This is a genomic window from Deltaproteobacteria bacterium (assembly GCA_028818775.1).
Classification (GTDB): domain Bacteria; phylum Desulfobacterota; class Binatia; order UBA9968; family JAJDTQ01; genus JAJDTQ01.
In genome coordinates this window covers 1-22,867 of record JAPPNE010000169.1, presented here as the reverse complement: position 1 = coordinate 22,867, position 22,867 = coordinate 1, and the positions used below count along the sequence as shown (strand labels likewise).

The window sequence follows — 22,867 nt, the reverse complement described above, 5'->3', positions numbered from 1 at the left end:
TCCGCGCCGTCGCGCCCAACCCGGTGACTACTTCCTGCCCACGACCTCACGAACGGTAGCGATCGCGTCGGCCGGCGTATTGCGGATGACACCGTTGAGCATCTCCGCCACTTGCTCGCCGTCGGCCGGCTCCACCTTGAGCCGCGACCTCTCGGCCTCCCGTATGAAATCCTTGTCCTTCACCATTCCCTGCCACGCATCGCGGAGGGTCTTCACGCGGTCCTCCGGCGTGCCCGGCGGGGCGAAATAGGGCAGGCTGACCCGGCCCAGGGCGTTATTGACGGTCTCGTAGAACACGCCCGGATTGGGGTTCAGATCATAGACCGTGGGGACGTCGGCGATGCGCTGGTCCTTCTTGGGTCCGGCCTGCACCAGGGCGGGAATGATCCGTTCCTTGTGCCAGTGCGGGTTGCGCCGCATGACGCCGGCCACCGTCTGGGTGCGGCCGTCGATTTCGCCCTGCTCCAGCGCCACGTCGGCGCGCCGGCTTTCGTATCCCGTGATGACCTTGAACTTGAGCCCCAGCGCCTTTTGCCACGCGATATTGAAGAAGTCGTGGGGCGCGCCCCCGCCCTGCGTGCCGATGACGGGAGGCGTCTTCGCCGTGCGGACGGCGTCGAGGCTCTTGAAGGCGTCCGCCCGCAGGAACAGCGCCCAGTTCGACTTGAACCACGCCCCCACCGCGGCGAACTTGCTCATGTCGTATTTCACTCCCTGAGCTTTCGCCAGTTGCAGGAAGTTGAGCCCCCCGGGCAGGCTGACGATGGTGAGGCCGTCGTTCTTCGCGATGTTGTACGCGTAGTTGGCCGCGAGCACGGACCCGCCCCCCGGCCGGTTGATCACGATCACCTTCGGCTTTCCCGGGATATGCTTCCCCAAGTGGCGCGCGACGATCCGGGCTTGCCCGTCCGCTCCCCCGCCCGGCGAATAACCGATGATCAGGCGAAGCGTCTTCCCCTTGTAAAATGAATCGTCGGCGGCGCTCGCGGTATCGGAACCCTGGAGTCCCAAAGCCCCAATCCACAGAAGGACTGCGAACATCATGAGGTATCGGCTTCCGGTATTGGCCATGGTCTTGCCTCCTTGCGTTTGTCAGCCTTGTGCGCCGCCTCGCCTGGCGTCGATCGTGCGGCTCCGCTAAGTACCCTTGGTCATGTGCCCGAAGACCTTCTCCGCGGTCACGGGAAGCTCGGTGATACGAGCGCCGGTGGCATCGTAGACGGCGTTGACGATGGCGGGCGCGATGATGCTGATGCCGGCCTCGGCCACGGCCTTGGTGCCGAAGGGGCCGGGTCCCTCGGAGGCCTGCACCAGCGAGGTGGTCAGCGGCGGCAGGTCCCGGACGTTGGGCAGCTTGTAGTCGCCGAGACTCACGGTCGTGGGCTTGCCGTCGTCGAGCACGATCTCTTCCATGAGAGCGTAGCCCAGCCCCTGCACCACGCCGCCGTCGATCTGTCCCTGGTGGATCAGGGGGTTGATGATGTTGGCCACGTCGTAGACGAAGTAGAGGCGGTCCACCGCCACCGCGCCCGTGTCCCGGTCCACCTCCACGTCGGCCACCACCGCCTGGAACGAGTAGACGTCGGGCTTGTGCCCCACGAAACGGCCGTACCCGGTGATGGGTTCCTCGGACAGTTTCGCCAGCTCCTGCAGGCTCAGGCGCTTGTCCGGGCCTCCCTCCAGGACCACGGCCCCGTCGCTCCAGGAGACCCCCTCCGGCCCGGTCTTCCAGTACCCGGCCGCGAGGGCGCAAAGCCGTTCCTGCAACGCGCGGCTGGATTCCAGGATGGCTTGGCCCTCGATGTGCATGCCGCGGGCGCCCTTGATGCCCTGGTCGTAGGGGGCGCTGGACGTGTCGCGGACTTCGATGAGGACGTCGTCCGGGTCCACGCCGAAGGTCTCCGCCACCACCTGCCGGTGCATGACGTAGGCGCCGACCCCTTGATCGCCCACTCCGCTCAACAGCGTCAGGGCGCCGTTCCGCTCCAGCCGCAGCTCGAAGCTCGACTCGCCATGGCCCACGTGACGGTCGCCGAACGCGACCCCGCGTCCGGGCGCCCGCCCCGCCGTGGGTTTGCGGACGCCGCCCCACCCGGAGATCTCCGCCGCGCGGCGCAGGACCTCGACGCCGCGGGCGTCCCGCAACGACTCGCCCGTGCTCCTCGTGTCACCGTCCTTCAGCGCGTTGCGCAGGCGGAACTCCAGCGGGTCCATCCCCAGCTCGTGGGCCATCATGTCCATGTGGTTTTCCACGGCGAACAGGGTCTGGGTCTCGCCCGGGGCGCGGAAGTATCCGCCGGGGACTTGGTTCGTGTAGACGCAGTAGCCCTCCAGGAGGGTGTGCGGAATGTTGTAGGAACCCGCCACCATGTAGGCGCCGCTCATGGAGCCCTGCGGGTTCGGCTTGTAGGCGCCGTAGGCGCCGCCGTTGTAGTAGGTCTTGCCTTCCCACGCGCGGAGGGTGCCGTCCTTCATGACCCCGGTGCGCAGCCGGATGACCGCCGGATGGCGCGGGCTCGCGGCCATCAGCTCTTCGGTGTAGCTCTTGACGAACTTCACGGGCTTCCCGGTGGCCCGCGACAGGTAGTAGGCGGCCGGAACGTGGGTCAGGAAGTCCTTGGCGCCGAACGATCCCCCCATGTTGCTGGGGTGGATGGTGATGTCTTCTTCGGGAAGCTCCAGGTACGCGGCCAGGACCTTGCGCAGCTTGAACATCGCCTGGTTCGCGACCCACACCGCCACGCGTCCGGCCGCGTCCACTTCCACCGTGCAGGCATAGGGCTCGATGTACCCCTGGTGCACGAGCTGTGTGCGGAAGGTGTTCTCGAAGACATGGTCGGACTCGGCGAAGCCCTGGGCAATGTCTCCCTTGCGGCCCCGGACCAGGGTCTGGACGTTGCGCAGGTCCGGCGCCTTGGTGGGAGGTCCCTCGTAGCCGGCGTAGTCGGGATGCAGCAGCGGGGCGTCGGGGCTTATGGCTTCCAACGGGTCGTAGACCGCCGGCAGCGTCTCGTACTCCACGTCGATGAGGCCGACGGCCTCTTCCGCCACGTCCCTGTCCACCGCCGCCACGGCGGCGATCTCCTCGCCCACGTAACGCACCCGGTCCTGCGCCAGGAGCGGCATGTCCTTGAGCGTCGCCCCCACCAGCTTGGGGTTCATGTCCCCGGCCGTGATCACCGCCTTGACCCCGGACAGACGGCGCGCCCTTTCCACGTCCACGTTCAGGATGGCGGCGTGGGGGACCGGACTCCGCAGGACCCTGCCCCACAGGGTGCCGGGCCGCACCACGTCGGCCGCGTACCGGCACTGCCCGCTGACCTTGGCGGCGGCTTCGACCCGTGGGAGCGGTTGTCCGATGATGGTTCCTGCCATGGATGGTGTCTCCCGTGCGCGGCCTGCCTTGGCGTTCCCTCCCGGCGCCCGCCCCAGGGGGCGCTACGACGGTCCGTCAGCCTCCTCCTGGTGGATCCCCAGGCTCTTGAGCAGCGGCTCGTCGGTATACGAGAGCAGGATCGCGTCTTCGTTTCGGGCGGCGTTGACGTGCTCATGCCAGTGCCATCCGGGTATGACGAAGATGTCGCCGGCGCTCCACTCCAGGCGTTGGTCCTCCACCACGGTGTGCCCGGAGCCGCGGAACACGTAGAAGATGCCCACCGAGCTGTGGCGATGCCGCCGTGTGTGGACCCCGCCGCGCAACCGCTGCGCGTAACAGGCGATGGTGGGCATCACCGGGCCGCCGGTGTGCGGATTGAAGTATTCCAGGCGGAGGTCGTCGAACTCGCTCGCCTCGGGCGCCGGCATCTCGTCCAGCGCCCGGACCATGTCGCGCCAGGGATACTTCGTGAGCGGCGAGTAGGTCTTGTCCCAGGAGTAGCCGGCCGGTCTCATCCCCGCCACGCGGAAGCGGTGCACCGATGCCTCGTGGAGCTCCTGCTGGGGCTGCTGGCTCTGGCCGGGGTAGCGTTCGAAGAAGACCGTATCCATGGCCTGGATCAGCGGGGCGTCCAGGCCGTCGAGCCACAGCGCCGGCTTGTCGCCCTCGTTCCCGTGATCGTGGTAGGTCCACGCGGGCGTCAGGATCACGTCGCCGGGTTCCATCCAGCAGCGCTCGCCGTCCGTGCAGGTATAGGCCCGTTCCGATTCCAGGATGATGCGCAGCGCGGCCGGCGTATGGTGATGCGCCACGGCCACTTCCCCGGGAAGGATGAGCTGGACCGCGCCCACGAGATTGGGGGTGGTGGCGAAGATTCCTTCCTTCTCCAGCCCCGGGTTCACCAGCCCGAGGACCCGGCGCTCGATGTCCTCGGTGCTGACCACCTCCGCCGCCCGCATCATCTCGGCCCTCACCATGGGCCACTTCCACAGATGCGGCACGGCGCGGCCGTGGGTGGGGCGGCGCCGCTGCCGCCACAGCGGAGCGAGATGCCGCCGCTTGACGTCTTCGTAGAAGTCGGACCCTTGACCCTCTCGTTCGCCGGATGGTTCCGCCTTGCTCATGAGGTCCTCCATCGGAAGAAGGCCGGCTTCACAGGGAAGCCGAGGCGGCCGCTTCGGCGGCCGGCTGGTGCCGCTTCAGGTTGGGGATCACTTCCCTGGCCATCAGCTCGATGCTCCTCCGCGCCTCGCTCAGTCTCATCTTGCCGAAGACCGGGCGCATCATGATCTTGTCTATGCCGAGGTAGTCGCACTGCGAGATGATCTGTTCGGTCACATGGTCGGGGTCGCCCACGATGGAGATCCCAGCCTCCTGGTAGTCCTCAAAGGACCAGTCGCGAATCTCCATCACGCCCACGTGCACACCCTTCTTGTAGCCCGTCGAGCGCTCGGTGAAGTAGCCGTCCTGGACGTTGCGCTGGTACTTGGCGGGGGCGCCGCCGAACTCCACCGCCGGCCCGCCGATCAGCTCGGCGGCGGCTTCCTCGCGCGCCTGCTCGTTGGTCGGGGCGACGTAGATGTCGCGCGAGACGACACAGTCCTCGGGTCCCGGCGTCCAGCCGCAATGCTCCCTGGCGTAGCGCCGGTAGTAGTCGAAGCTCTCCTTGACCTGGTCCGCCGGCGACCACGAGGCGGCCAGCCGGACGTGGTTGGCCGCGGCCCACTCGATGCTCTCCGCGCTGAAGGACGGGATCCACATCTCCGGGTAGGGCTTCTGCACGGGCCGCGGCAGCATCGCGATGTAGTCGAGGTCCCAGTATTGTCCGTGATGCTCGAAGGGCTCGTCGGCCTGCCATGCCCTGAGTATGAGCTCCCACGCCTCCTGGAAGCGCTCCCTGGACTCCTTGGACGGAATGTTGAACGCCCAGAAATCTCCGCCTCGGGTCATCCCCACGACGAGACGGCCGTGGCTCATGTTGTCGAGCATGGCCAGCTCCTCACCCAGCCGGATCGGGTGGTGCAGCGGCAGGCAGTTGCCCATGAGGCCGATCTTGACTTCCTTGGTCAGGATCGTGGCCGCGGCCGCGAACAGGTTGGGCGAGGGGGAGAGGCCGTTGGCGGCCCGGCTGTGGTGCTCGGGGAAGAACACGCCGTCGAAGCCGAACTCCTCGACGCGAGGAATGAAGTCGATCACCTCATCGTAGATCTCCTGGCCGAGCTTCTCGTCATAGTCCGTGCCCGACATCAGATAAGCGCCCGTCTTTCTCTTCGGGTACCCGACACGCAGGAAAAGCCAAACCTTCATGCTGTTTCTCCTTCCACGCACCAGGGTGGTGTCTGGTGAACCACCCTAGTTGAACGGGAATATGTCGGCCATGGACGGCCGGCGCGGCAGCAGTCCGTCGGCGGCCAGGTAGTCCATGCACGTTTCCACCGTGCGCACATGCAACGGAGTCGCATGGCATCGGTTCGGATCGGCTCCCAGCAGTTCCAGCTCACGCTCGCGGGAACCCTGCTCGTCCGCGCTCATGTAACGGGTGGCCGCGAGGGCCGCCCGGTCGCATGCGTCCACCACGGCCTCGCCGAGACCCCGGTTCTTTTCGGCGACCTCACGCCGCAGCGCCAGGAAGTGGTAAAGGGGATAGATCTCCGTCCGCTTGAACCACGAGACGTGCGCCGGAGCGTCTCCGATGGGGAAGCAGAGATCGGCGCTGCCCGCCACCATCGCCTCCAGGTCGCCGTACGGGTCCGGGCTCTTGCCCGCATCCGCGGCCGCGACCCAGTTGAACCAGTGGCCGCCCGCGCCGCCGGGATAGATGACCGCGTCCAGGTCACCGGAGGCAAGCCGGGGCAGAAGCTCCGAGGACTTGAACCGGCCCCGCTCGGACAGGCAGTCCCACTCACCACCCATGGCCCCATCGCTTTCGACGGGCTCGGCCGCCACCCAGCGCACGTCCTTCCGCTCGACGCCGAAGTCGTCGGCCAGCAAGCCCCGGACGAACACGCTGGTGGCCCCCAGCACCCGCCCCATGCCGACCCTACGGCCGCGAAGGTCCGCCGGCGCCAGGCCGCGCCGCATGACGAGCTTCCGGTGAACCATGCCCCGGGTCACGAAGACCGGGAGGGCCACCAAGCTCTGTTCCAGCCCCTTGGAAAGCCGGACGAGGAAATCGGGGATGACCTGCTCGGTGCCGACGTACTGTTCCTCCACCTCGCCGCGCAACCGCCTCGACGTTCTCGCGTCGAACACCGCGGGCTCCCACTCGACGGGGAAACCATCCACCTGGACGCTCCCGTCGAGCAAGGCCCGGGTCCAGCAAACGTCGGGGATCTGAAGCAGCAGGGACGACATCGAATCCTCTAACCGTGCTCTAGTGTGCTGTCCTTGGCCTGGTAGATCTGGATCACGTTGCCCTCCAGGTCCGCGATGAAGGCGATCCACCCGTGCGAAACCTCCAGCACCTCGTGAACGATGGAGACCCCTCGCTGCCTGTAGGTCTCGATCAGGTCGGAGATCCCGTCGGCCACCTGGAAACTGGGGACGAAGCCGACCCGGCCGCGAGGCTCGCGCGCCGCACGGCCGCCTTCGTGCAGGACCAGCGGCGGCCCGGAAGTGGAGAATTCATGGTTCACGCCCGCGACCCCTCCCTGGCGGACAAACCCCAGCACGTTGCCGTAGTAGTCGGCGGCCGCCTCCAGGTCCTCCACGTAAACCAGGAGGCGGCGCGCGGCGAAGAGCGCGGCCTCATCCATTCCGCGCCCTCTCCTTCACGTCCGCGTCGCCGTCGTACGGCCCGCGCGGGGAACCGGCGGCCGGCGGCTCCGCCCGGCCTTGCAAGGGCTCGAAGAAATAGCGCTGCAGCAGGCTCCGTCCCAGGTCGATGATGTCGACGCGCAACTGTTCCGCGCTTGCCTCGTCCTTGGAGCGGAAGGCCATGCAGATGCCGCGGTAGGCTTCCGCCACGTGGCTCATGTAGCCGGGCACCGCCACGTGGAAGGACCGATACCTCGCACAGGGGTAGCCCATGGTCTCGATCAGGCGCGCCAGCCGGGGCGACAGGGACCTGCTGGCGATGAAACGCTCGACCCGGCTTCGGACCGCAAGGAAGCCGGACCGGTCATCCTCCTCGGCCGCCGCGGCCAGCCCGGCAACCAGCGCTTCCAGTTCGGTCACGTCCTCGTCCGTCATCTTCTGGCACGCCAACTTGACCGCCAGCCCCATGAGGTGCCCGTGGATCAGGTAAAGCTCGTCCGCGTCCTCCGGAGTAACGTCGGCCACGAAAGTGCCGCGTCCTTGCCGGTAGACCACCAGACCGTCCCGCTCGAGGATGCGCAGCGCCTCCCGCACGGGCGAGCGGCTGATGCCCAACGTCGCCGCGATCTCCGGCTCCCGGATGCTTTGGTTGGGGCGCAACCGGTTGGCGAGGATCTCACCGGTGAGGTGATCCAGGGCCTTCTGAACGAGATTGTTTCGAGAGCTTGACACGGCGGACACCTTAAAATAGTGTGCAAAACTGTCGACAAAACAGTATACAACCGTCAGTAGTACAGTTGCCCAGGCGCTGTCAAGGGAGGTTTTCCATGCAGGTCATCGATGGCGACGGTCACGTGAACGAACTGGCCCGGAACGAGGAACTGGTCAAGTACATGCCGAAGGGCTGCCGGGCGTGGCAGACCTTCCCCGTGCTCGACCACCTCCATTTCCACTACCTGAAGCCGTCCTTCGGGCAGAAGGAGTTCGGCAATCCCGGTCCGGAGGAGTGGCTGGAGTTCCTGGAGCAGACGGGCATCGACTGGTCGGTGCTCTATCCCACCTGGGGCCTGGCCATGGGCCGGCTCGTGTCGATGGAATGGGCCATCGCCGCCTGCCGCGCCTACAACAACTGGCTCTACGACACGTTCCTCAACCGCAGCCCCAAGCTCAAGGGGGTGGCCCTCATTCCGATCCAGGACGTGGACGCGGCCGTGGAGGAACTGCACCGCGCCGTCACGCAGCAGGGAATGATCGGAGCCATGCTGCCCTCCAACGGAGAAGGCTTGCAGAACCACCTCGGAGCGAAGCTCTACTGGCCCATCTACGAGGAGGCGGAGAAGCTCAACTGCTCCCTGGCGGTGCACGTCGGCGCCCTGCACCACCTGGGCATGGACACCTTCAGCACCTACTATCCGGTGCACGCCATCGGGCATCCCATGGGCATCATGATCCAGGCGGCCGCCATGGTCTCCCACGGGGTCTTCGAGCGGTTCCCCGGGCTGCGCGTGGGGTTTCTCGAAGGGGGCTCCACCTGGGTGCCCTTCTTCCTGGACCGGCTCGACCGTTCCCATCACGAGGGCCACATGCAGGTGGACCTGGAAGGCGAAATTCTCGGAGGCCCCAAGCTGGGGGAGAAAGCCAGCGACTATTTCCGCAAACAGATGCGCGAGGGAAGGATCTTCATCGGCTTCGACGTGGACGACGGCGGCCTCGGCTTCGCCGTGCAGAACGCCGGCCGGGACGGCTTTCTCTTCGGCAGCGACTTTCCGCACGAAGTCTTCGATGCGGCGAAGTGTCGCCACGAGATCGACGAACTGCTGGCGCGCGAGGACTTGTCCGAGGAGGACAAGGAAGCCGTGCTGAGCGGTAATGCCAAGAGGCTTTACCAGGAGCCGGACGCCTGAGGGGGTCTTTCGACATGGCGCCGGAGCCATGCCGCCAACTCGTCGAAACGGAACCTCCCGGATTCGTACAGCCCCGAGATGAACGCGTAGGCCTCTTCCGGGTCCGCCGTCAGTCGTGCTCCGTTGATCGCGAGAAACGTGTACGTGGCTGCAAAGGCCACACGCTTGTTACCGTCAAGAAATGGATGGTTCTGGGCGAGGCTCTCCCACAACGCGGCGGCTTCCTCGATGAGATCGGCGTAGTAGCCGGTCTGCGGCCGATAGAGCGCCGCCTCCAGAAGACCGGGATCCCGAATCCCTTCCGTTCCTCCGTACCGTTGGATCTGGTCCGCGTGAATGGCGAGGACTTCAGCCAGCGTAAGATAGTCACTCATTGGGCGAGCTTCTTGTAGAGCTCGCCGTACTTGTCATGGCTGGCGAGATAGGCTGCCATGACCTGCGGCCGGGGCCGGCCGTGTTTTCGTTTTTCGATCAGGTCGGCCAGCGCCTCATCGACGAGGGCCTGAAGCTGGCGGCCCTCCTGCTCGGCGATCGCGCGGATGGTGGACAAGATTTCGGAATTGACCTGAGTGGCGAATTTCTCACGCGTCTTGGACATGGCTCGAACATGTCATGACAAATCATGACGTGTCAAGACCTGCCTATTCGAGCAGCGCCGCGTGCGTCGGCTTCGGCTGATTGCAAGGTTGGGGTACGGCTGATTGAAAGGTCGGCCGACGGCAAGTCGGCGGTTATGGGTGGGTGCCGGCGGCTACGTCGGCCTGACGGACGGCGTGATACCTCCGTTCGTTCGGGTCCAGGTGGCGCTTCCGCAGCCGGAGATTGCACGGCGTCACTTCGATCAGCTCGTCGTGGCGGATGAACTCGATGGCCTGCTCCAGGGACATGCGCAGCGGAGGCACGATCTTTTCGATGCCCTTGAGGACGGAGGCGCGCATGTTCGTGAGCTTCTTCTCCTTGGTGATGTTCACGTCCATGTCCTTGTCGCGGCTGCTCTGTCCCACCAGCATGCCGCCGTACACCGGCTCGGTGGGCCCGACGAACAGCTCGCCGCGCTCCTGCAGGTTGACCATCGCATAACCGGTGACGCGGCCCCTGCGGTCGGCCACCAGCGCGCCAGTGGAACGATGGACGATGTCGCCCGCCCAGGGCCGGTAGCCGACGAACATGTGCGTGAGGGTTCCCGTGCCCTTGGTGTCGGTGAGGAACTCGGTCCTGTATCCGATCAGCCCGCGGCTGGGCACCTCGATCTCCAGGCGGACCCGTCCCGAGCCGCGGTCCGCCAGCTTGACCAGGACGCCCCTGCGCGCGCCGAGCTTCTGCACCACGATTCCCTGGTACTCCTCATCGGTCTCGATGATGGCCAGCTCGTATGGCTCGTGGACCGCACCGTCCACCATGCGGGTCAACACCCGTGGCATGCCCACCGAGAACTCGTACCCTTCCCGCCGCATCTGCTCGATCAGGACGGCGAGCTGCAATTCTCCCCGGCCGTACACCAGGAAACGGTCGGACGATTCGATGGGCTCCACCCGGATGGCGAGGTTGTGCTCCGCCTCCTTGAGCAGACGCGCCCGGAGTTGGCGCGAGGTCAGGTAGCGGCCGTCCTTTCCGCTGAACGGGGAGTCGTTGATGGAGAACTCCATCGACAGCGTCGGTTCCTCCACGTCGAGCGCCGGCAGCGGCCTGGGGTCCTCGCCGCCGGCGATGCTCTCCCCCAGCCCGATGCCGCTCATGCCCGCCAGCGCGACGATCTCTCCGGGGCCGGCCGACGGCACCGGGACGCGCCCGAGGCCTTCATAGATGAACAGCTCCGCGACCGCGGCCGGAGTCTGCGAACCGTCACGCCGGCAAAGGGTCACCGGCTGCCGGTTCCGCACCGTGCCGTCCACCACGCGGCCGATGGCCAGCGGTCCGAGGTAGTCGTCGGGCGCCACGTTGGTGACCAGGATCTGCAACGGGCGGTCCGGCTCCCCGGCGGGCGGCGGGACGTGCTCCAGGATCGCCTCGAACAGCGGACGCAGATCGGTAAGCTCGCCGCCCGGCGACGGGGTGCATCTTCCCTGTCGGGCGACCGAGTAGATGACCGGAAACTCGATCTGCTCCTCGGTGGCGCCCAGGTCGATGAAAAGGTCGTAGATCTCGTTCAGGACTTCCGCCGGGCGAGCGTCCTGGCGGTCGATCTTGTTGATGACCACGATGGGCGGCAGTCCCAGTCCCAGCGCCTGCGCCAGCACCGCGCGGGTCTGGGGCATGGGCCCCTCCGCCGCGTCCACGAGCAGCATGACCCCGTCGACCATGCGCAGGGTGCGTTCGACCTCGCCCCCGAAATCCACGTGACCCGGCGTGTCGGCGATGTTGACCTTGACGCCGCGGTAGGTCACGGAGGCGTTCTTCGCCATGATCGTGATGCCCTTCTCGCGCTCCAGGTCCATGGAGTCCAGCACCCGCTCGCGCACGTCCTGGTTCTCGCGGAACGTCCCGCTCTGCCACAGCATCGCGTCCACCAGCGTGGTCTTGCCGTGGTCCACGTGCGCGATGATCGCGATGTTCCGAAGATTCGCCGCCTCGCGGCAAGCGACGAGGTCCATCAGTTGCTCTCCCCTTTCGCCCGCACCCCCGAACAGTCCGGGCGTGTGCGGACACGCAAATCCGGTTACGGTCTTCTTGAGCGCCCTGGAAATGGCCGGAATTTCCGGACGGTTTCCGGCTCGGAACGGAGCTTCGACGGCGTGTGGTGCCGAAGCGACGATTCTAGCAAGTTTGGGAGGACTGGCCTAGGGGCTCCGCGGGAACACGGTTTCGGCGATTCCTGTCATGGACACACCCAGTGTTCCACCGGCTTCGACAGAAACTCGTCGGCGGCGATGCCGTCACCACCCACAAGCAGGCTGCGGTCGGAGCGAAAACCCTCGGCGAAGCCGGCCATTCCCGGCAGCGTCTGGCGGGTGCGGCCGCTCTTGACTTCGATCGCCGTCACCGCCCGGCCCGCGCGCACCACGAAATCCACCTCGCGGTTGCGGTCGCGCCAGTAGAAGACTTCGCACGTGCCCGAGGCCGCCGCATTCGCCAGATGCGCGCCCACCGCGGTCTCCACCAGCCGTCCCCAGAACTCGCGGTCCGTGCGCGCCTGTGCCAGGGTGAGACTTGATCCGGCGGTCATCAGCGCCGTATTGAGGACTTGCAGCTTCGGGCTGGAACCTCGCCACCGCACCGTGGCACCCGCATATTTCTGCAAACCCGCCAACATGCCCGCACCGGCCAACAGGTCGAGGTAGTGAGCCAGCGTCGTGGTGTTGCCGGCGTCCGGAGCTGTCCCAGCATCTTGGTGTAGGACAGGATCTGACCCGAGTACGCACAGCCCAGTTCGAACAACCGGCGCAGCAACGCCGGCTTGTCCACTCGGGAGAGCAGCAGCACGTCGCGGCCAATCGTCGGTTCGATGAGCGAGTCGCGGACGTAGCGGGACCACCGGGCCGGCCGTCTCGCCAGCGGCGCCGCACCGGGATAGGCGCCGTAGAACAGGAACTGCTCCGCGGACCAACCGAAAGCCGCCTGCATTTCGCGAAGGCTCCAGTGTGGAAGGTGCAAGAGCTCGAAACGCCCCGCAAGGCTCTCGGTCAGATCCCGTCCGATCAGAAGCTGCGCCGAACCCGACAGCACCACCTTGAGCCGGCGGCCGGTCCGCGTGTCCTCATCCCACAGGCGTTTGACCGTTTCCGCCCAGTTCGGCGCCTTCTGCACCTCGTCCAGGAGGAACAGCGCACCGTCGGCACCCGCATCGTCCGCCATGAGCCTCGCCGCGTCCCACTGTTGAGCTATCCACTCCGGTCCACGCAAGGTCGGTTCGTCCGCGCTGGCAAAGCGATGCGCCAGTCCTGACTGCCTGGCGACCTGTGTGATCAGGGTCGTCTTGCCCACCTGCCGCGCATCGGTCATGATCTGGAGGAAACGGCGCGGCTCCCGCAGCCGGGCGAGCAGGTCCATGGCGCGGGGTCGTGTGTACGGTCTCTTACTCAGTATAATGAGTAATATTACTCATCATGGAGGAAACGGAAGTGTTAGTGCCTTGGTCGGCAGCCGCCAAGATCGGTGTTGTCATGCAATGTGGAACCGCACATAGGGGCTGACGGCTCTTCTGGGCCGATGTGGCTTCCGCCGCGTCCCAGTCCGGAACGGGTTTATCGGGAAGAGGGTTACTGTAGCGTACAAGGCCGGCTAGGTGCTCCGCTTCGGCCCGTTGTCAGGGCCACACGGCACATTCACAGCTTACGCAGCTCAGCCCGCGGATAGCGCTTCGGCCTGTTCCAACACAGCCCCGGGTGGTCTTCCCCTGCTTGTCACGTGGGTGGCCGTGTCTTCCGAGAATGCGCTTGACCCGCGCCGGAGCTGAGTGCAGAGGTTCTCGCGGAGCATCCAGTCGATCATGACGTTCTTCCGCTGGGCGAACTCGCCCTCCGGGCGCTTCTGTAACAATTGGCAATTTGCCGATTTTTTCGGCTGAAGGGCAACCGCGAAGCTTGTTTACTTCTCAAGAACGAAATTCTGTTCTAGCCACGTTTGGACCGAACCTGGATCAGCGTAACCGTCGTTTCGCAACAGCATTACTATATCTACGCCAGCGATGACGATAATAGGATGCTGGTCTTCTTTGATCTCTCGATACGCTTGGACGTTAACATAGCTGGTTGTTACCAGAATGCCAAACTGTCGGTGCCGCAGTCGCGAAATCAACCGAGACATATCCTTTACACCTACTCCTGCTGAAACATTGTAGCACTTAGCCTCAAGTGCAAAGTCGACCAAAATACTGGATGGTCCGCTCCCGACGCGCAGTCTTCCAATCCCGTCGCGGCCGCCGTCACGAGAAGGCCGTGTCAAATCGATATCTGCGATATCGGGAAGAAGTAGCCGTGAAAACTTGGCGGCACAGCGCTCGAATGCGTGAAAGTTTTCTCGAAAGTATTCGTGAACTCTTTTCAGGATGGCGAGGTCTCTTGACTGTCTCGGAATTTGTTCATCTTTGGTCCTGTACTCTAGTGATCTGGTAGCGAACAGCGACCGCGGTTGACCGGTTCGAACCCAAGTCGACCATGCTTCAGGAGCGTTGGAGGAGTGGGGATTGCCGGCAATGATGTCCTCTATCCAAGCCCGTGACAGCGTTGGAGTGTTAAGAACAGAGAAACGGGCACGATAGTTCTGAAATCGACTTCCTTTGGAAATCCTCCAGATGGCAACAAGGTCTTCAGATGCCCGGAGGTCGGCGGTGCCAGGAACAGCTAGTCCGAGAAATCTAACATCTCTCCATTCACCCGTGTTCTCGAAAAGGAAAATGGGAGGTACCTGTCGGCGTCCGTCGAGGCCGGAATGCGCCAGATCGAAGATTCGTCGAAGAAGCTCGTTGCCCTTTCTGGGCGTCTCGTGTAGCGGACCAGCGCTTTTGTTGTCTCCGAAGTAAGTGTAAACACCTGTCTCCGGATCCAGCATGTCCGGCCAGTCTGGGTCCTTGCCCGAAGAAGTCAAGACCACCAGGTCCAGTTCGTCGACTTGACCGCGATACCGGAATCCACCAGAGTTGCTGACGCGGACAAGGTGCGGCAACGGGTCGTCCCCAGCGTTCCCCGTGCGGCCTCCTTGGTAGACCGCGTCGACCCAAAGATCAGCAGAGTGAGCGTTTGTAAAAGGGACGAGCTGCATTCCTTACCCTGCGTCTGACCGCTATGGGGTTATGTTACGCGGCCGTAGCCCGTTAGCGAAGCATCTTCGGTTGCTGTCTGTGCTGGCTCCGTGGACATCAACGGTGCACGACATTGAACAATGATCAATCAGTGGATAGGTGCAGCCGTCATACTACGCATGCGGTCGAGGACTGTTGCGGTACCAACAATCACCAAGTGTGTGCGCGCTCGCGAGAGGGCGACGTAGGGCAGTTCGTTGTCGGTCACAGTTTCAGGTGTCGCAGCGATAACGACGACCGCGCGCTCCAAACCCTTGAACCGTCTGATGGTGTCCATGACGATCCCCCCATTAGACGGTTGGTCGCATCGTACCGTACGAAACTTACCCACGCGGCTGCCCGGCCCGATCTTTTTGATCACGGTTTCGTTGGCTCCGAGGACAGCAATGTTGCTAGGCGGCACATGTTCCAGTGAGTAAAGCCGCTCGACGCACTCGGAGATACGACGCCCGATCTCGTCTAGCGTATTGATTCTAATCCAGCGGACATCGACACCTTCAGGACCCACCGGCTCGATCTCGTGACCTCTGTAGTGTTGCCGCACGATTTCGTGTATGCGCCGTGTGTTCCGGAGGTTCAGGGTGAGGCGAATCGGGACCAAATCAACATCTTCGGGAAGATTGCTAGCACTAGCGTACACACGCTGGTTGTTGTCGTAGAATATGCGAAGCAACCTCAGACCGTCGTTGCCCAGGCCTGCCTCGACGGCCGTCCACCACAGAGGCCAAAAATCCTGTCCCTCGTCAACGATGATCGCATCGTATCTTTCGTCAGGAAGCCGTTCGAATGCATCCATCAAGTGTTCCGGCCAGATTTCCTCAAACAGCTGTCTGTCCGAAACACCTTCCGGAGGCGAGACACCCGCGCGTACGGTCAAATCCGCGCAAAGCTCATGGAACGTCGTCGCTGCAACCGGCAGGCTGTCCTTCAGGCGACGTCGGACCTCGATTGCCAAACCGCGGTTATAGCAGACGAACAAGGTGCGGGCCCCGCTTTCCGCGCAGCGCCTAGCTTCCTCCATTGCCAGCACTGTTTTCCCCGTTCCTGCCGCGCCGCTGATCGCAACGCGCGGTACGCCTTCAATCGCACGCAGGATATGAAACTGCTGTTGCGTGAGAACCTCTAGAGCGGCATCGTCTTGGGACAATAGCGTTCCAAGGGGCGTGCGAAACTGGAACGGCCGCGCAAGGAACTGCTCCAACGCCTTGAGACCGTCTTCTCCCATCTTGCTGGTGCGCCCTTCATTCGCCAGCGGTTCGCCGAAGCGTTTCAGAATCCAATCCTGGAATCCGTCTTGGAATGTCTCCGCGAAGCAGAAAATCCGCAGCGGCATATCTGGGCCGAGATCATCCTGCGGAGTTGAGGAATGCGGAAGCACAACACCGTGGCGCGCCCGAATGCGTCGGGCTTTCCAGTCTGGAGACGTGTTCAGCTTTTTTAGAAGCTCGTATTTCGCAATTCTGGCCTGGTGCACCGGATTCTTGATGTTGTGTGTCACCTTCCAACGATCACGGCTCGTCCACTGATTGGTGCGCGGGTCATAAGCAACCGCACCGCCCTTTACCTCAAGTGTAAGCATCCCCAGTTCGCCGTGCGCGACGATAAAATCGCATTCGCCGTCGATCTCTTCACCATCTGATTTGAGGCCGAGCCAAGGCCGCGAATAGAAGACGACGAACGAATCATCAAGAACAACCTCCAACCGTCTGAACACCTCGCACTCGGTGCTCCGGAGTGTGTTGCCCGTAACATCGGGTGGCAATGTACGGGGCCACATCAACGCCATGTCATGCAATCTCCTTTGGTGGCGCGAAGAAACCCACTTCGGGCGCAGCCGGCAATCCCAAAAGCACGGCTCTGTCCAGAAACCGGTTGTATTGTTCACAGGCAGTTTCGGGTGCAAGAACACAGGCGTGGCACGCGGCGAGGGACAGCCCATCGGAACCAGCGATCATGCCCTCGATGCACAAGGGATCGGAAGAACACCATTCCATCGACCCAATTGCCGCTTCGACCGCTCGTCGGATACGGTGGGCCTCCCCCTGCCGTTGCAGACCCCCAAGGGTTCCGTCCGAATCGGAGGTGGCGGTATAGATCAGTAGGCCCGCCATGCCGTCGTTCCCATCGCTAACATAGAGCCGCTCGCGCAGGGCCGCCGTCGAGTACCCGCATTCCAGCGTGAGCTGGCGCATGAGCGCATGGGCAAAAGTATGGGCGAGCAAGTAGCGCGGCGTAATCTGCCAAGCGGGTTCGCTATCCCCGTGGCGCCGACGCCATTCCATCCGCCACGCCTCGTGGACACTTCGCGCGCGCTGCACCGCGAGTTCCTGCACTTCCCATAGGCCAAGTGCCTGCTGATTAAAGGCCAGAAAAATACCTTCACCGCGAACCTCGATCGCTGGAAGCCAATCCAGCTCGCGGACGGAAATTGCGGCGATATCCGGACTATCTTCGTCTCCGGGTGGATTAATGCGGGTGAAGCCTTTTAAAGCACGTACCTCGCGCAGCCGCACAACGCGGACGACGCGACTTAGAAAGGGGCGCAAGCTGTCGGGCACAGGCACATTCCGCACTTCAAATTCACGTGCGTCTGTGCCTACAGTATCGGCCCCCAACAGGAATTGTCGATATTCCTCCTGGCGTATATTCAAGATGGCATCATCATTGTATCGAGTAAGCCGGTCTTCGATTTGCTGCCCCAACTCCTCCGGGCTGAGGCCGAGTTCCCTGAGAACTGGCGCCAGTTCGCCTTGGCCTTGGGCGAGAATGCGGATGAACGTGGCGCGGTCTTCCGGCTTTGTGTTGACAATCGAATTCCAGTAGACCCCGAGCGCTTCCTGAAGTGCGTCCGACCACGGGGGAATGCTCAGTGCCGACTCGAGTACCGGAAAGTAGAGGTTCGATGCGCCGCGTTGCACGGTGCGCGGGTCGCGGTCGCATGTTTCGTTGGGAGCTGCGAGCCACGGCCGTCGTCCTCGGCAAGGGAAGCCGCGCCATGTCTGCGCGCTGAAAACGCCGTCCATGGATCGTCGAGCGTTGCATTCACGGCAACTCAGGATCAGCCCAGCTAAGCCCGGTCGTTGGGATCTCAGAAATAAATCGGCGCGCTCCTTTTTCTCACAATCTTCTGTGTGCTCGACCCAAATATGCCACGGGAAATCGTCCAGGTGCCCCTTGGCACATGCCATCACGAAACGGATCGGAACCACAAAGACCTTGCGTTGCCCAGGCGCCTTTCGCGTACAAGGCGCGCAATAACGGTAAGCCCGGCCGGGGTCGTGCGACCAGCGGGCCGACGGGGCGAGGCGGTCACACTGCGGGCATTGAAGCCATTCTGGAAACCGCGCCGCGACGAGGGTGCGGCGGTCGGGATTGCCGTCTTTGTCCCGGTAGTTCTCGTCGACGACAGGCGGCAGACGAAAGCCTGCAACGGAGAGCTTTCTCTGCAACCTCGGCTCCGCGATCCGTTGACTGTTGACCAGACCAGGCGGCGGGAAGGATTTATCCCATTCCTCAAGTCCGGCCGAGACGGCTGATACAGGCGCACCGTCGGCACGGAAGTCCACAACCGAGCCCGGGCCGAATGTCATGACAGCGGCGCTTCTCCGCAAATCGCCGAGTCGGTTATTGGCCATCGTCCTCTTCCCTTGGTGCTCGTTCTCGCAACCGTTCGGCGAGTCTGAATCGCGTTGAGGCCTCGACGCTACGCATATTGTTCAATGTCGGCCAAGCCTCTCCTGGCAAGCGTCCCATCGCCCGGAGCGTCGCAGCCCGTTCCGCATCTTGCAACAGGGAGCCGCCAACCCGCCGCGTCCAGTAACTGCTGGGGGCACGGAACTCCCACTTGTCGAGGCAGCGTTCCAGCTCCAGCTGCACGGCGGTCTCCTGCGGATCAATCGCCGAGGATCTCTGAACGATGTCGTTGATCAGGTCCCTTGCAGCCTCGACGGCATCGTCGTCCAGCGCGGGTCTGTCCAACATACCGGGAACGAGATGCCGCACCAGCGCCACCAGCACAGCGTGCAGGGCCCGGTCCCGTGCCCGGGATGCGAAGGGCGTAACGCTCGTCGGTTCGACATCTCGATAGAGCGTCGCATGCCAAGTTGGGAAGCTCTCGTAGTGCGATCGGTCGCGGGCCTTTGCGTTGTTGAGCACAGCGACGACGAGACCGGGTACATCGCCGCGCCCCACACGGCTCGTGGCTTGAATGTATTCGGCAATGCCCTTGGGCTGACCGTTCACGAGCATCAGGCCGAGACGCGGTATGTCCACTCCCACGCTCAGCATGTTGGTCGCGAGGACAACATCGAGGGCTCCTTGGGCGTCGCAGCGGATTGCGAGGCGGTCCAGCATGTCCCTGACTTCGGCCTGAGTGCGCCTCGAAGTCAGTTCCTCTATGAATTCGGGTTGACGAGATGTCTCGTTTCGCCGCTGCGCAAGGAGCGAAAGGCTGTCGTTAACGTCGTCCTGCATCAGCACGAGTGCACCGCCAAGTTCGCGCAACGAGTTGAAATACGACACCAGAGTCCAGTACGGATCTCGGGCGTCGTCGTCTGTTGCGCCGCCGGACGCGGACTGAAGAAGGGATGCTGCTACGGCCTGGAGAGTGAATTTGGCCGACCGTCCCGCCGTCGTGACACCCACGTATTCGCGGCCAGGTGCGGCCCGGTCCACCACCGCAAAGGCAGAGTCATCCGCGTCGATACACGACGGTGGAAACTGTGCGGTCTGGCGGTCGAACAGAGAAGCCACCTGTTCTGATGCACGCCGAATTGTGGCCGTAGACCCGATGATTTTCGGACGACTGCTGCTCGACGAAAACATACGGTCAACAGCCGCTTCATAAAGTCCGGCGACCGTGCCGAGCGGTCCGGAGATCAGATGCAACTCGTCCTGGAGAATCAAATCGGGCGTCTGGCCGGTGTTTAGGCCAAAGAGACCATTGATTTCCTTGCGTCGGACGATCTGCGCAAACTTGTCAATAGTGCCTATCAGCAGTGTCGGCCGTATCCGATACACGTCTTCGTCCACGGTCCAGACAGGGAGAGGGGCGTCGGGATCAAAAAGGAGGCATTCTTCATTCTCGCATCGTACGTGAATGGCATCGGCCGGTTCGTCGTGTTGCCAAGTCAGCGGCTCCCGGCAGGCAGGGCACTGCACAAGCTGTTTGGGCGTCGGCTGATCTGGCGCGCCCCCCAGCGCGGCGGCAGCGTCGCTTACTCTGTTCGGTACTGCCTCGCCGCCAACCCAAAGCCCTATCGAAAAAGGAGTTTGTCCCAGCTCACCAAGGGACACGTCGGCCTCGTGGATACGCCCACGTCGAATCACCTCGCAGGCAAGCAGGACGGAAGCAGCGCGTGTGAACTGCTGCGTCGTCAATAGCCGCAGCGTGTATCGCATGATCGCGGCGACGCCATCACCCTCGTCCGGACTGTTTTCGGCGGACAGGCGTCTGAAAAACGCGAGGAATGCAATCAGAGCAAGATACGCCTCGGTCTTGCCACCGCCGGTGGGAAACCAGAGCAAGTCCATGAACTTGCGTTCAGGATGTTGTCGGTCCACAACCGATGCCGCCGCGAGCAGGATGAAACCGAGCTGGAACGGCCGCCAGTTTAACGGGCCACGTTTGCTTTTCTCCGGATCCCAACCGTGCTGAATATCCATCGCCAGATTGGCGAGCCTAAAAGCCTGTGACATTGCGGCGTCTCCCGCAATGCGCATCGCGCCCGCAGCCATACGTGTCTGGACCTCGCGACACACCGCGATGTTCTTTTCAGCCGGTTCCCGAAATCGTTCAGGAAGCGACGTGGCTTCAGTTTCCTTGGTCCCTATCCAGTTTCCGTAGGCCGTCGGGAGCTGCTGTAAAGCCTCGGCCAGCTCCTCCACCCCGGCCGTAGCAAGCCATCGGGCCGACAGTGGTTTGTGCTTCTCGTCTCCGCGCAGAGTGTCGAAGACAGGATGGCCGTCCGTGTTTGCTGCGGGGACAGTTGCTGTGGGAGTCCAGCAAGTGGCGACAAGACTCGCCGTTGCCGGGTCCGGCCCAGTCTCCCATTCGGCAGAACAGGTATGGCCATTAGCGAACTCGTGCGCGGTCCGGTACAAAAGCGCTGCCGAGCGATCTTCCTCATCCAGAACCGCACGCCGCGAAGGCCGAGCCACCAGCACGGTGCCCTGCCGAGGCCTAATTTCGACGCGAACCTGGAACAGCGTCAGTCGCTCGATCCCCTCGCGACCTTCGTCTTTTTCTGGCTGGGCTTGGTTCAGCAAGGTGATTGTGGCGAGCGTACCTCCCGGCCACAGGATAGTGCGCACGTGCAGTTTGACACCCGGCGGCGCTCCACGCGTTTCCAGATCGATGAATGGCCGTCCGCCTTGGAGCACAGGCCCATCCACCAAAATGTCATACGCGTGGCGCCTCCATTCAGTACGTCCCCAAGCGCGACTACCTTCTTCCGATTCGCCGGCTTCCGATCCGGATGTGGCCTCAGACTCGGTGGCGGTGACAGGCTCATATGTTGCGAAGCGAACAGACACGTCCACGTCTGCACCACCTTCCACCGCGCGCGCGGCGAAAGACACGCCTGCGGAACAAGGCCGGCTCAGGCCCGCGAGGGAGATTTCCTCCTCTTCTCCGCCGCCGTCCGTCTCGCCGTCTTCGGCGCCGGAGAGACCGAAATGTTCGTCTTCTTCAGCCCCCATGCGCGTTTCGTGTGGCCACAAGATTCCCGTGAGATAGACGTCCGACGGACGCGAATTCAGGACTTCGTTCTGCGCATACGGGCCGATCAGATCCCGTTTTAGTCGGTCAAGCAGAGCTTCACGCATCATTCTACCTACGTTGTCCGCCTCTTGGGGGGAAGAACACTGTGCTGTAGCCCAGAACCAGGGGCGCCAGGACGATGCCACTGCTTCTCCAGGGCTCATGAAGTGCCTCACCTTCCTGCGCACTCGGGGGCAGGACGATGGTGCGTACACTGTGTACATGCAGGTACCGTATCCTGTCGGGTGGGCGCCTTCGCGCTCCGCCCAGCTTAGCCTGAACGGCTTTGGCGACAGTAAACAGGTCGGCATTCACACTCTGTGACAGGACAGCTAGGCACGGTCCCTGTCCGTCCTCCCTCAGCCGATAAGCGAAGCCCGCGTCGCGATCGCTCTCGGCTACGAGCGACACGATTTCGCTCGCAATACTGCGGATTCGGGCTTGGCTGGTTCGTACGGTCTCAGCGTCCGCGAAGAAGCTGCGACCGGCCAAGCCGTTGGCGGCGATATCGAAGCTTCGACCTATTTCGACCTGGGCGCGCGGCCTATTGTCTCTTGTCTTGAGGGAATACGTTCTACCGGAAGCCTCGATCCGGCCGGTATACTGGCGATAGCCGCGGCCGACCAACAGCCTGGAACGTCCGCGTGTCGCACCTACAAACACAACCCGCGCCTCTTCGTCATGGTCGATATTCTGGTTGTCTGTCACAGGCAGCATCAGATGTACCACGTCCGCTTCTCGGCCCTTGGAGGCGTGAATCGTGCCGACAATGGGGCCACGGAGCCCCAACTCGGCGTGACATAGTTCCGCTGGTGGCTGTTTGCGCCCCAGACGTCGCCGCAACAGTCGCATGTCCACTACTGTATGTGTGCGCCCTGCCATCCGCACCAAGTTTGCCCATGCTAAATCAACACCGCATGTTTCGAGGTACGTACCGCGCACCCTATCGGCCCACAACTCCTCGAACCTGCCTCTACTCAAGTCAGGTTCGGTATGTTCAGACAATGCAGCGCCGATCCACGGCGCGAGGCACACAGGCAGCCCCGACATTCGCACACGATGTGGAATGCCGTTTTTCGTAAGCCTTGAGCTGGTCAGCAGTACGTCGCAGCGCCTGCGATACAGGATGAAGGCATTTTCGACCTCTGCCAGCGCCGCATCGTCAATCCGCGGCGCTTCGCCATGTGCGAGGCTGATGATCTCGTCCCTGATTTCAGCGAGCTTGTTCTCCGAGTTGCCCGAAGCAGTGAGTATTTTACGGCGGGTATCGGAGAAAATTGTGGGTCTTCAGGATTTCGTGTGGGTGGCGTAGCCTCTGCTCGCACCGAGTCAAG

At 63.3% G+C, this 22,867-nt stretch carries 15 protein-coding genes and 1 pseudogene; 1 reads left to right on the top strand and 15 read right to left on the bottom strand.

Features of this window, described 5'->3' with window-relative positions; genetic code table 11:
• Window positions 1-27: 27 nt before the first annotated feature.
• From OXU42_17995 to OXU42_17965, 7 genes are all read right to left on the bottom strand, one after another.
• Window positions 28-1,071 (bottom strand): tripartite tricarboxylate transporter substrate-binding protein, encoded by a 1,044-nt coding sequence (locus OXU42_17995; GenBank protein ID MDE0031279.1) that lies wholly within the window; start codon window positions 1,069-1,071, stop codon window positions 28-30.
• Window positions 1,072-1,137: 66 nt separating this feature from the next.
• On the bottom strand, window positions 1,138-3,375 hold the full coding sequence (locus OXU42_17990) for a xanthine dehydrogenase family protein molybdopterin-binding subunit (protein MDE0031278.1): 2,238 nt from the start codon (window positions 3,373-3,375) through the stop codon (window positions 1,138-1,140).
• Between the two features lie 63 nt (window positions 3,376-3,438).
• Window positions 3,439-4,500 carry a cupin domain-containing protein gene (locus OXU42_17985; protein ID MDE0031277.1) on the bottom strand — a complete coding sequence of 354 codons (1,062 nt, stop codon included), beginning with the start codon at window positions 4,498-4,500 and terminating at the stop codon, window positions 3,439-3,441.
• A 28-nt stretch (window positions 4,501-4,528) separates the two neighbouring features.
• Window positions 4,529-5,683 carry an LLM class flavin-dependent oxidoreductase gene (locus OXU42_17980; GenBank protein ID MDE0031276.1) on the bottom strand — a complete coding sequence of 385 codons (1,155 nt, stop codon included), beginning with the start codon at window positions 5,681-5,683 and terminating at the stop codon, window positions 4,529-4,531.
• 45 nt (window positions 5,684-5,728) lie between these two features.
• A complete protein-coding gene (locus OXU42_17975; protein MDE0031275.1) occupies window positions 5,729-6,730 on the bottom strand; it encodes a hypothetical protein in 1,002 nt (333 codons plus the stop codon).
• A gap of 8 nt (window positions 6,731-6,738) precedes the next feature.
• A complete protein-coding gene (locus tag OXU42_17970; protein ID MDE0031274.1) occupies window positions 6,739-7,131 on the bottom strand; it encodes a hypothetical protein in 393 nt (130 codons plus the stop codon).
• Entirely contained in the window at window positions 7,124-7,864 is a 741-nt protein-coding gene (locus OXU42_17965) for a GntR family transcriptional regulator (protein MDE0031273.1), read from the bottom strand. Before OXU42_17965 ends, OXU42_17970 begins: the two co-directional genes overlap by 8 nt.
• Before the next feature lie 95 nt (window positions 7,865-7,959).
• Here OXU42_17965 and OXU42_17960 point away from each other — a divergent pair, with 95 nt between their 5' ends.
• Window positions 7,960-9,036 carry an amidohydrolase family protein gene (locus OXU42_17960; protein ID MDE0031272.1) on the top strand — a complete coding sequence of 359 codons (1,077 nt, stop codon included), beginning with the start codon at window positions 7,960-7,962 and terminating at the stop codon, window positions 9,034-9,036.
• Here the strand turns inward: OXU42_17960 and OXU42_17955 are convergent.
• The 8 genes and pseudogenes from OXU42_17955 to OXU42_17920 form a co-directional block, all read right to left on the bottom strand.
• Entirely contained in the window at window positions 9,015-9,410 is a 396-nt protein-coding gene (locus OXU42_17955) for a type II toxin-antitoxin system death-on-curing family toxin (protein ID MDE0031271.1), read from the bottom strand. The two genes, OXU42_17960 and OXU42_17955, sit on opposite strands and share 22 nt — an antisense overlap.
• Window positions 9,407-9,634, bottom strand: coding sequence for a hypothetical protein (locus OXU42_17950; GenBank protein ID MDE0031270.1), 228 nt, complete (start codon window positions 9,632-9,634; stop codon window positions 9,407-9,409). The genes OXU42_17955 and OXU42_17950 overlap by 4 nt, the downstream gene beginning before the upstream one ends.
• Before the next feature lie 133 nt (window positions 9,635-9,767).
• Window positions 9,768-11,627: a translational GTPase TypA gene (typA, locus tag OXU42_17945; GenBank protein ID MDE0031269.1), complete on the bottom strand. Its 1,860-nt coding sequence runs from the start codon at window positions 11,625-11,627 to the stop codon at window positions 9,768-9,770.
• 224 nt (window positions 11,628-11,851) lie between these two features.
• Window positions 11,852-13,023 (bottom strand): annotated as a pseudogene (locus OXU42_17940) (ATP-binding protein).
• A 537-nt stretch (window positions 13,024-13,560) separates the two neighbouring features.
• The gene (locus OXU42_17935) at window positions 13,561-14,733 is read right to left on the bottom strand and encodes a restriction endonuclease (GenBank protein ID MDE0031268.1); all 1,173 of its coding nucleotides are present in this window, start codon (window positions 14,731-14,733) and stop codon (window positions 13,561-13,563) included.
• A gap of 128 nt (window positions 14,734-14,861) precedes the next feature.
• A complete protein-coding gene (locus OXU42_17930; GenBank protein MDE0031267.1) occupies window positions 14,862-16,559 on the bottom strand; it encodes an AAA family ATPase in 1,698 nt (565 codons plus the stop codon).
• A 1-nt stretch (window position 16,560) separates the two neighbouring features.
• Window positions 16,561-18,408: a DUF1998 domain-containing protein gene (locus OXU42_17925; GenBank protein ID MDE0031266.1), complete on the bottom strand. Its 1,848-nt coding sequence runs from the start codon at window positions 18,406-18,408 to the stop codon at window positions 16,561-16,563.
• Window positions 18,398-21,601, bottom strand: a complete 3,204-nt coding sequence (locus OXU42_17920; protein ID MDE0031265.1) for a helicase-related protein — start codon at window positions 21,599-21,601, stop codon at window positions 18,398-18,400. The genes OXU42_17925 and OXU42_17920 overlap by 11 nt, the downstream gene beginning before the upstream one ends.
• Between the last annotated feature and the right edge of the window lie 1,266 nt (window positions 21,602-22,867).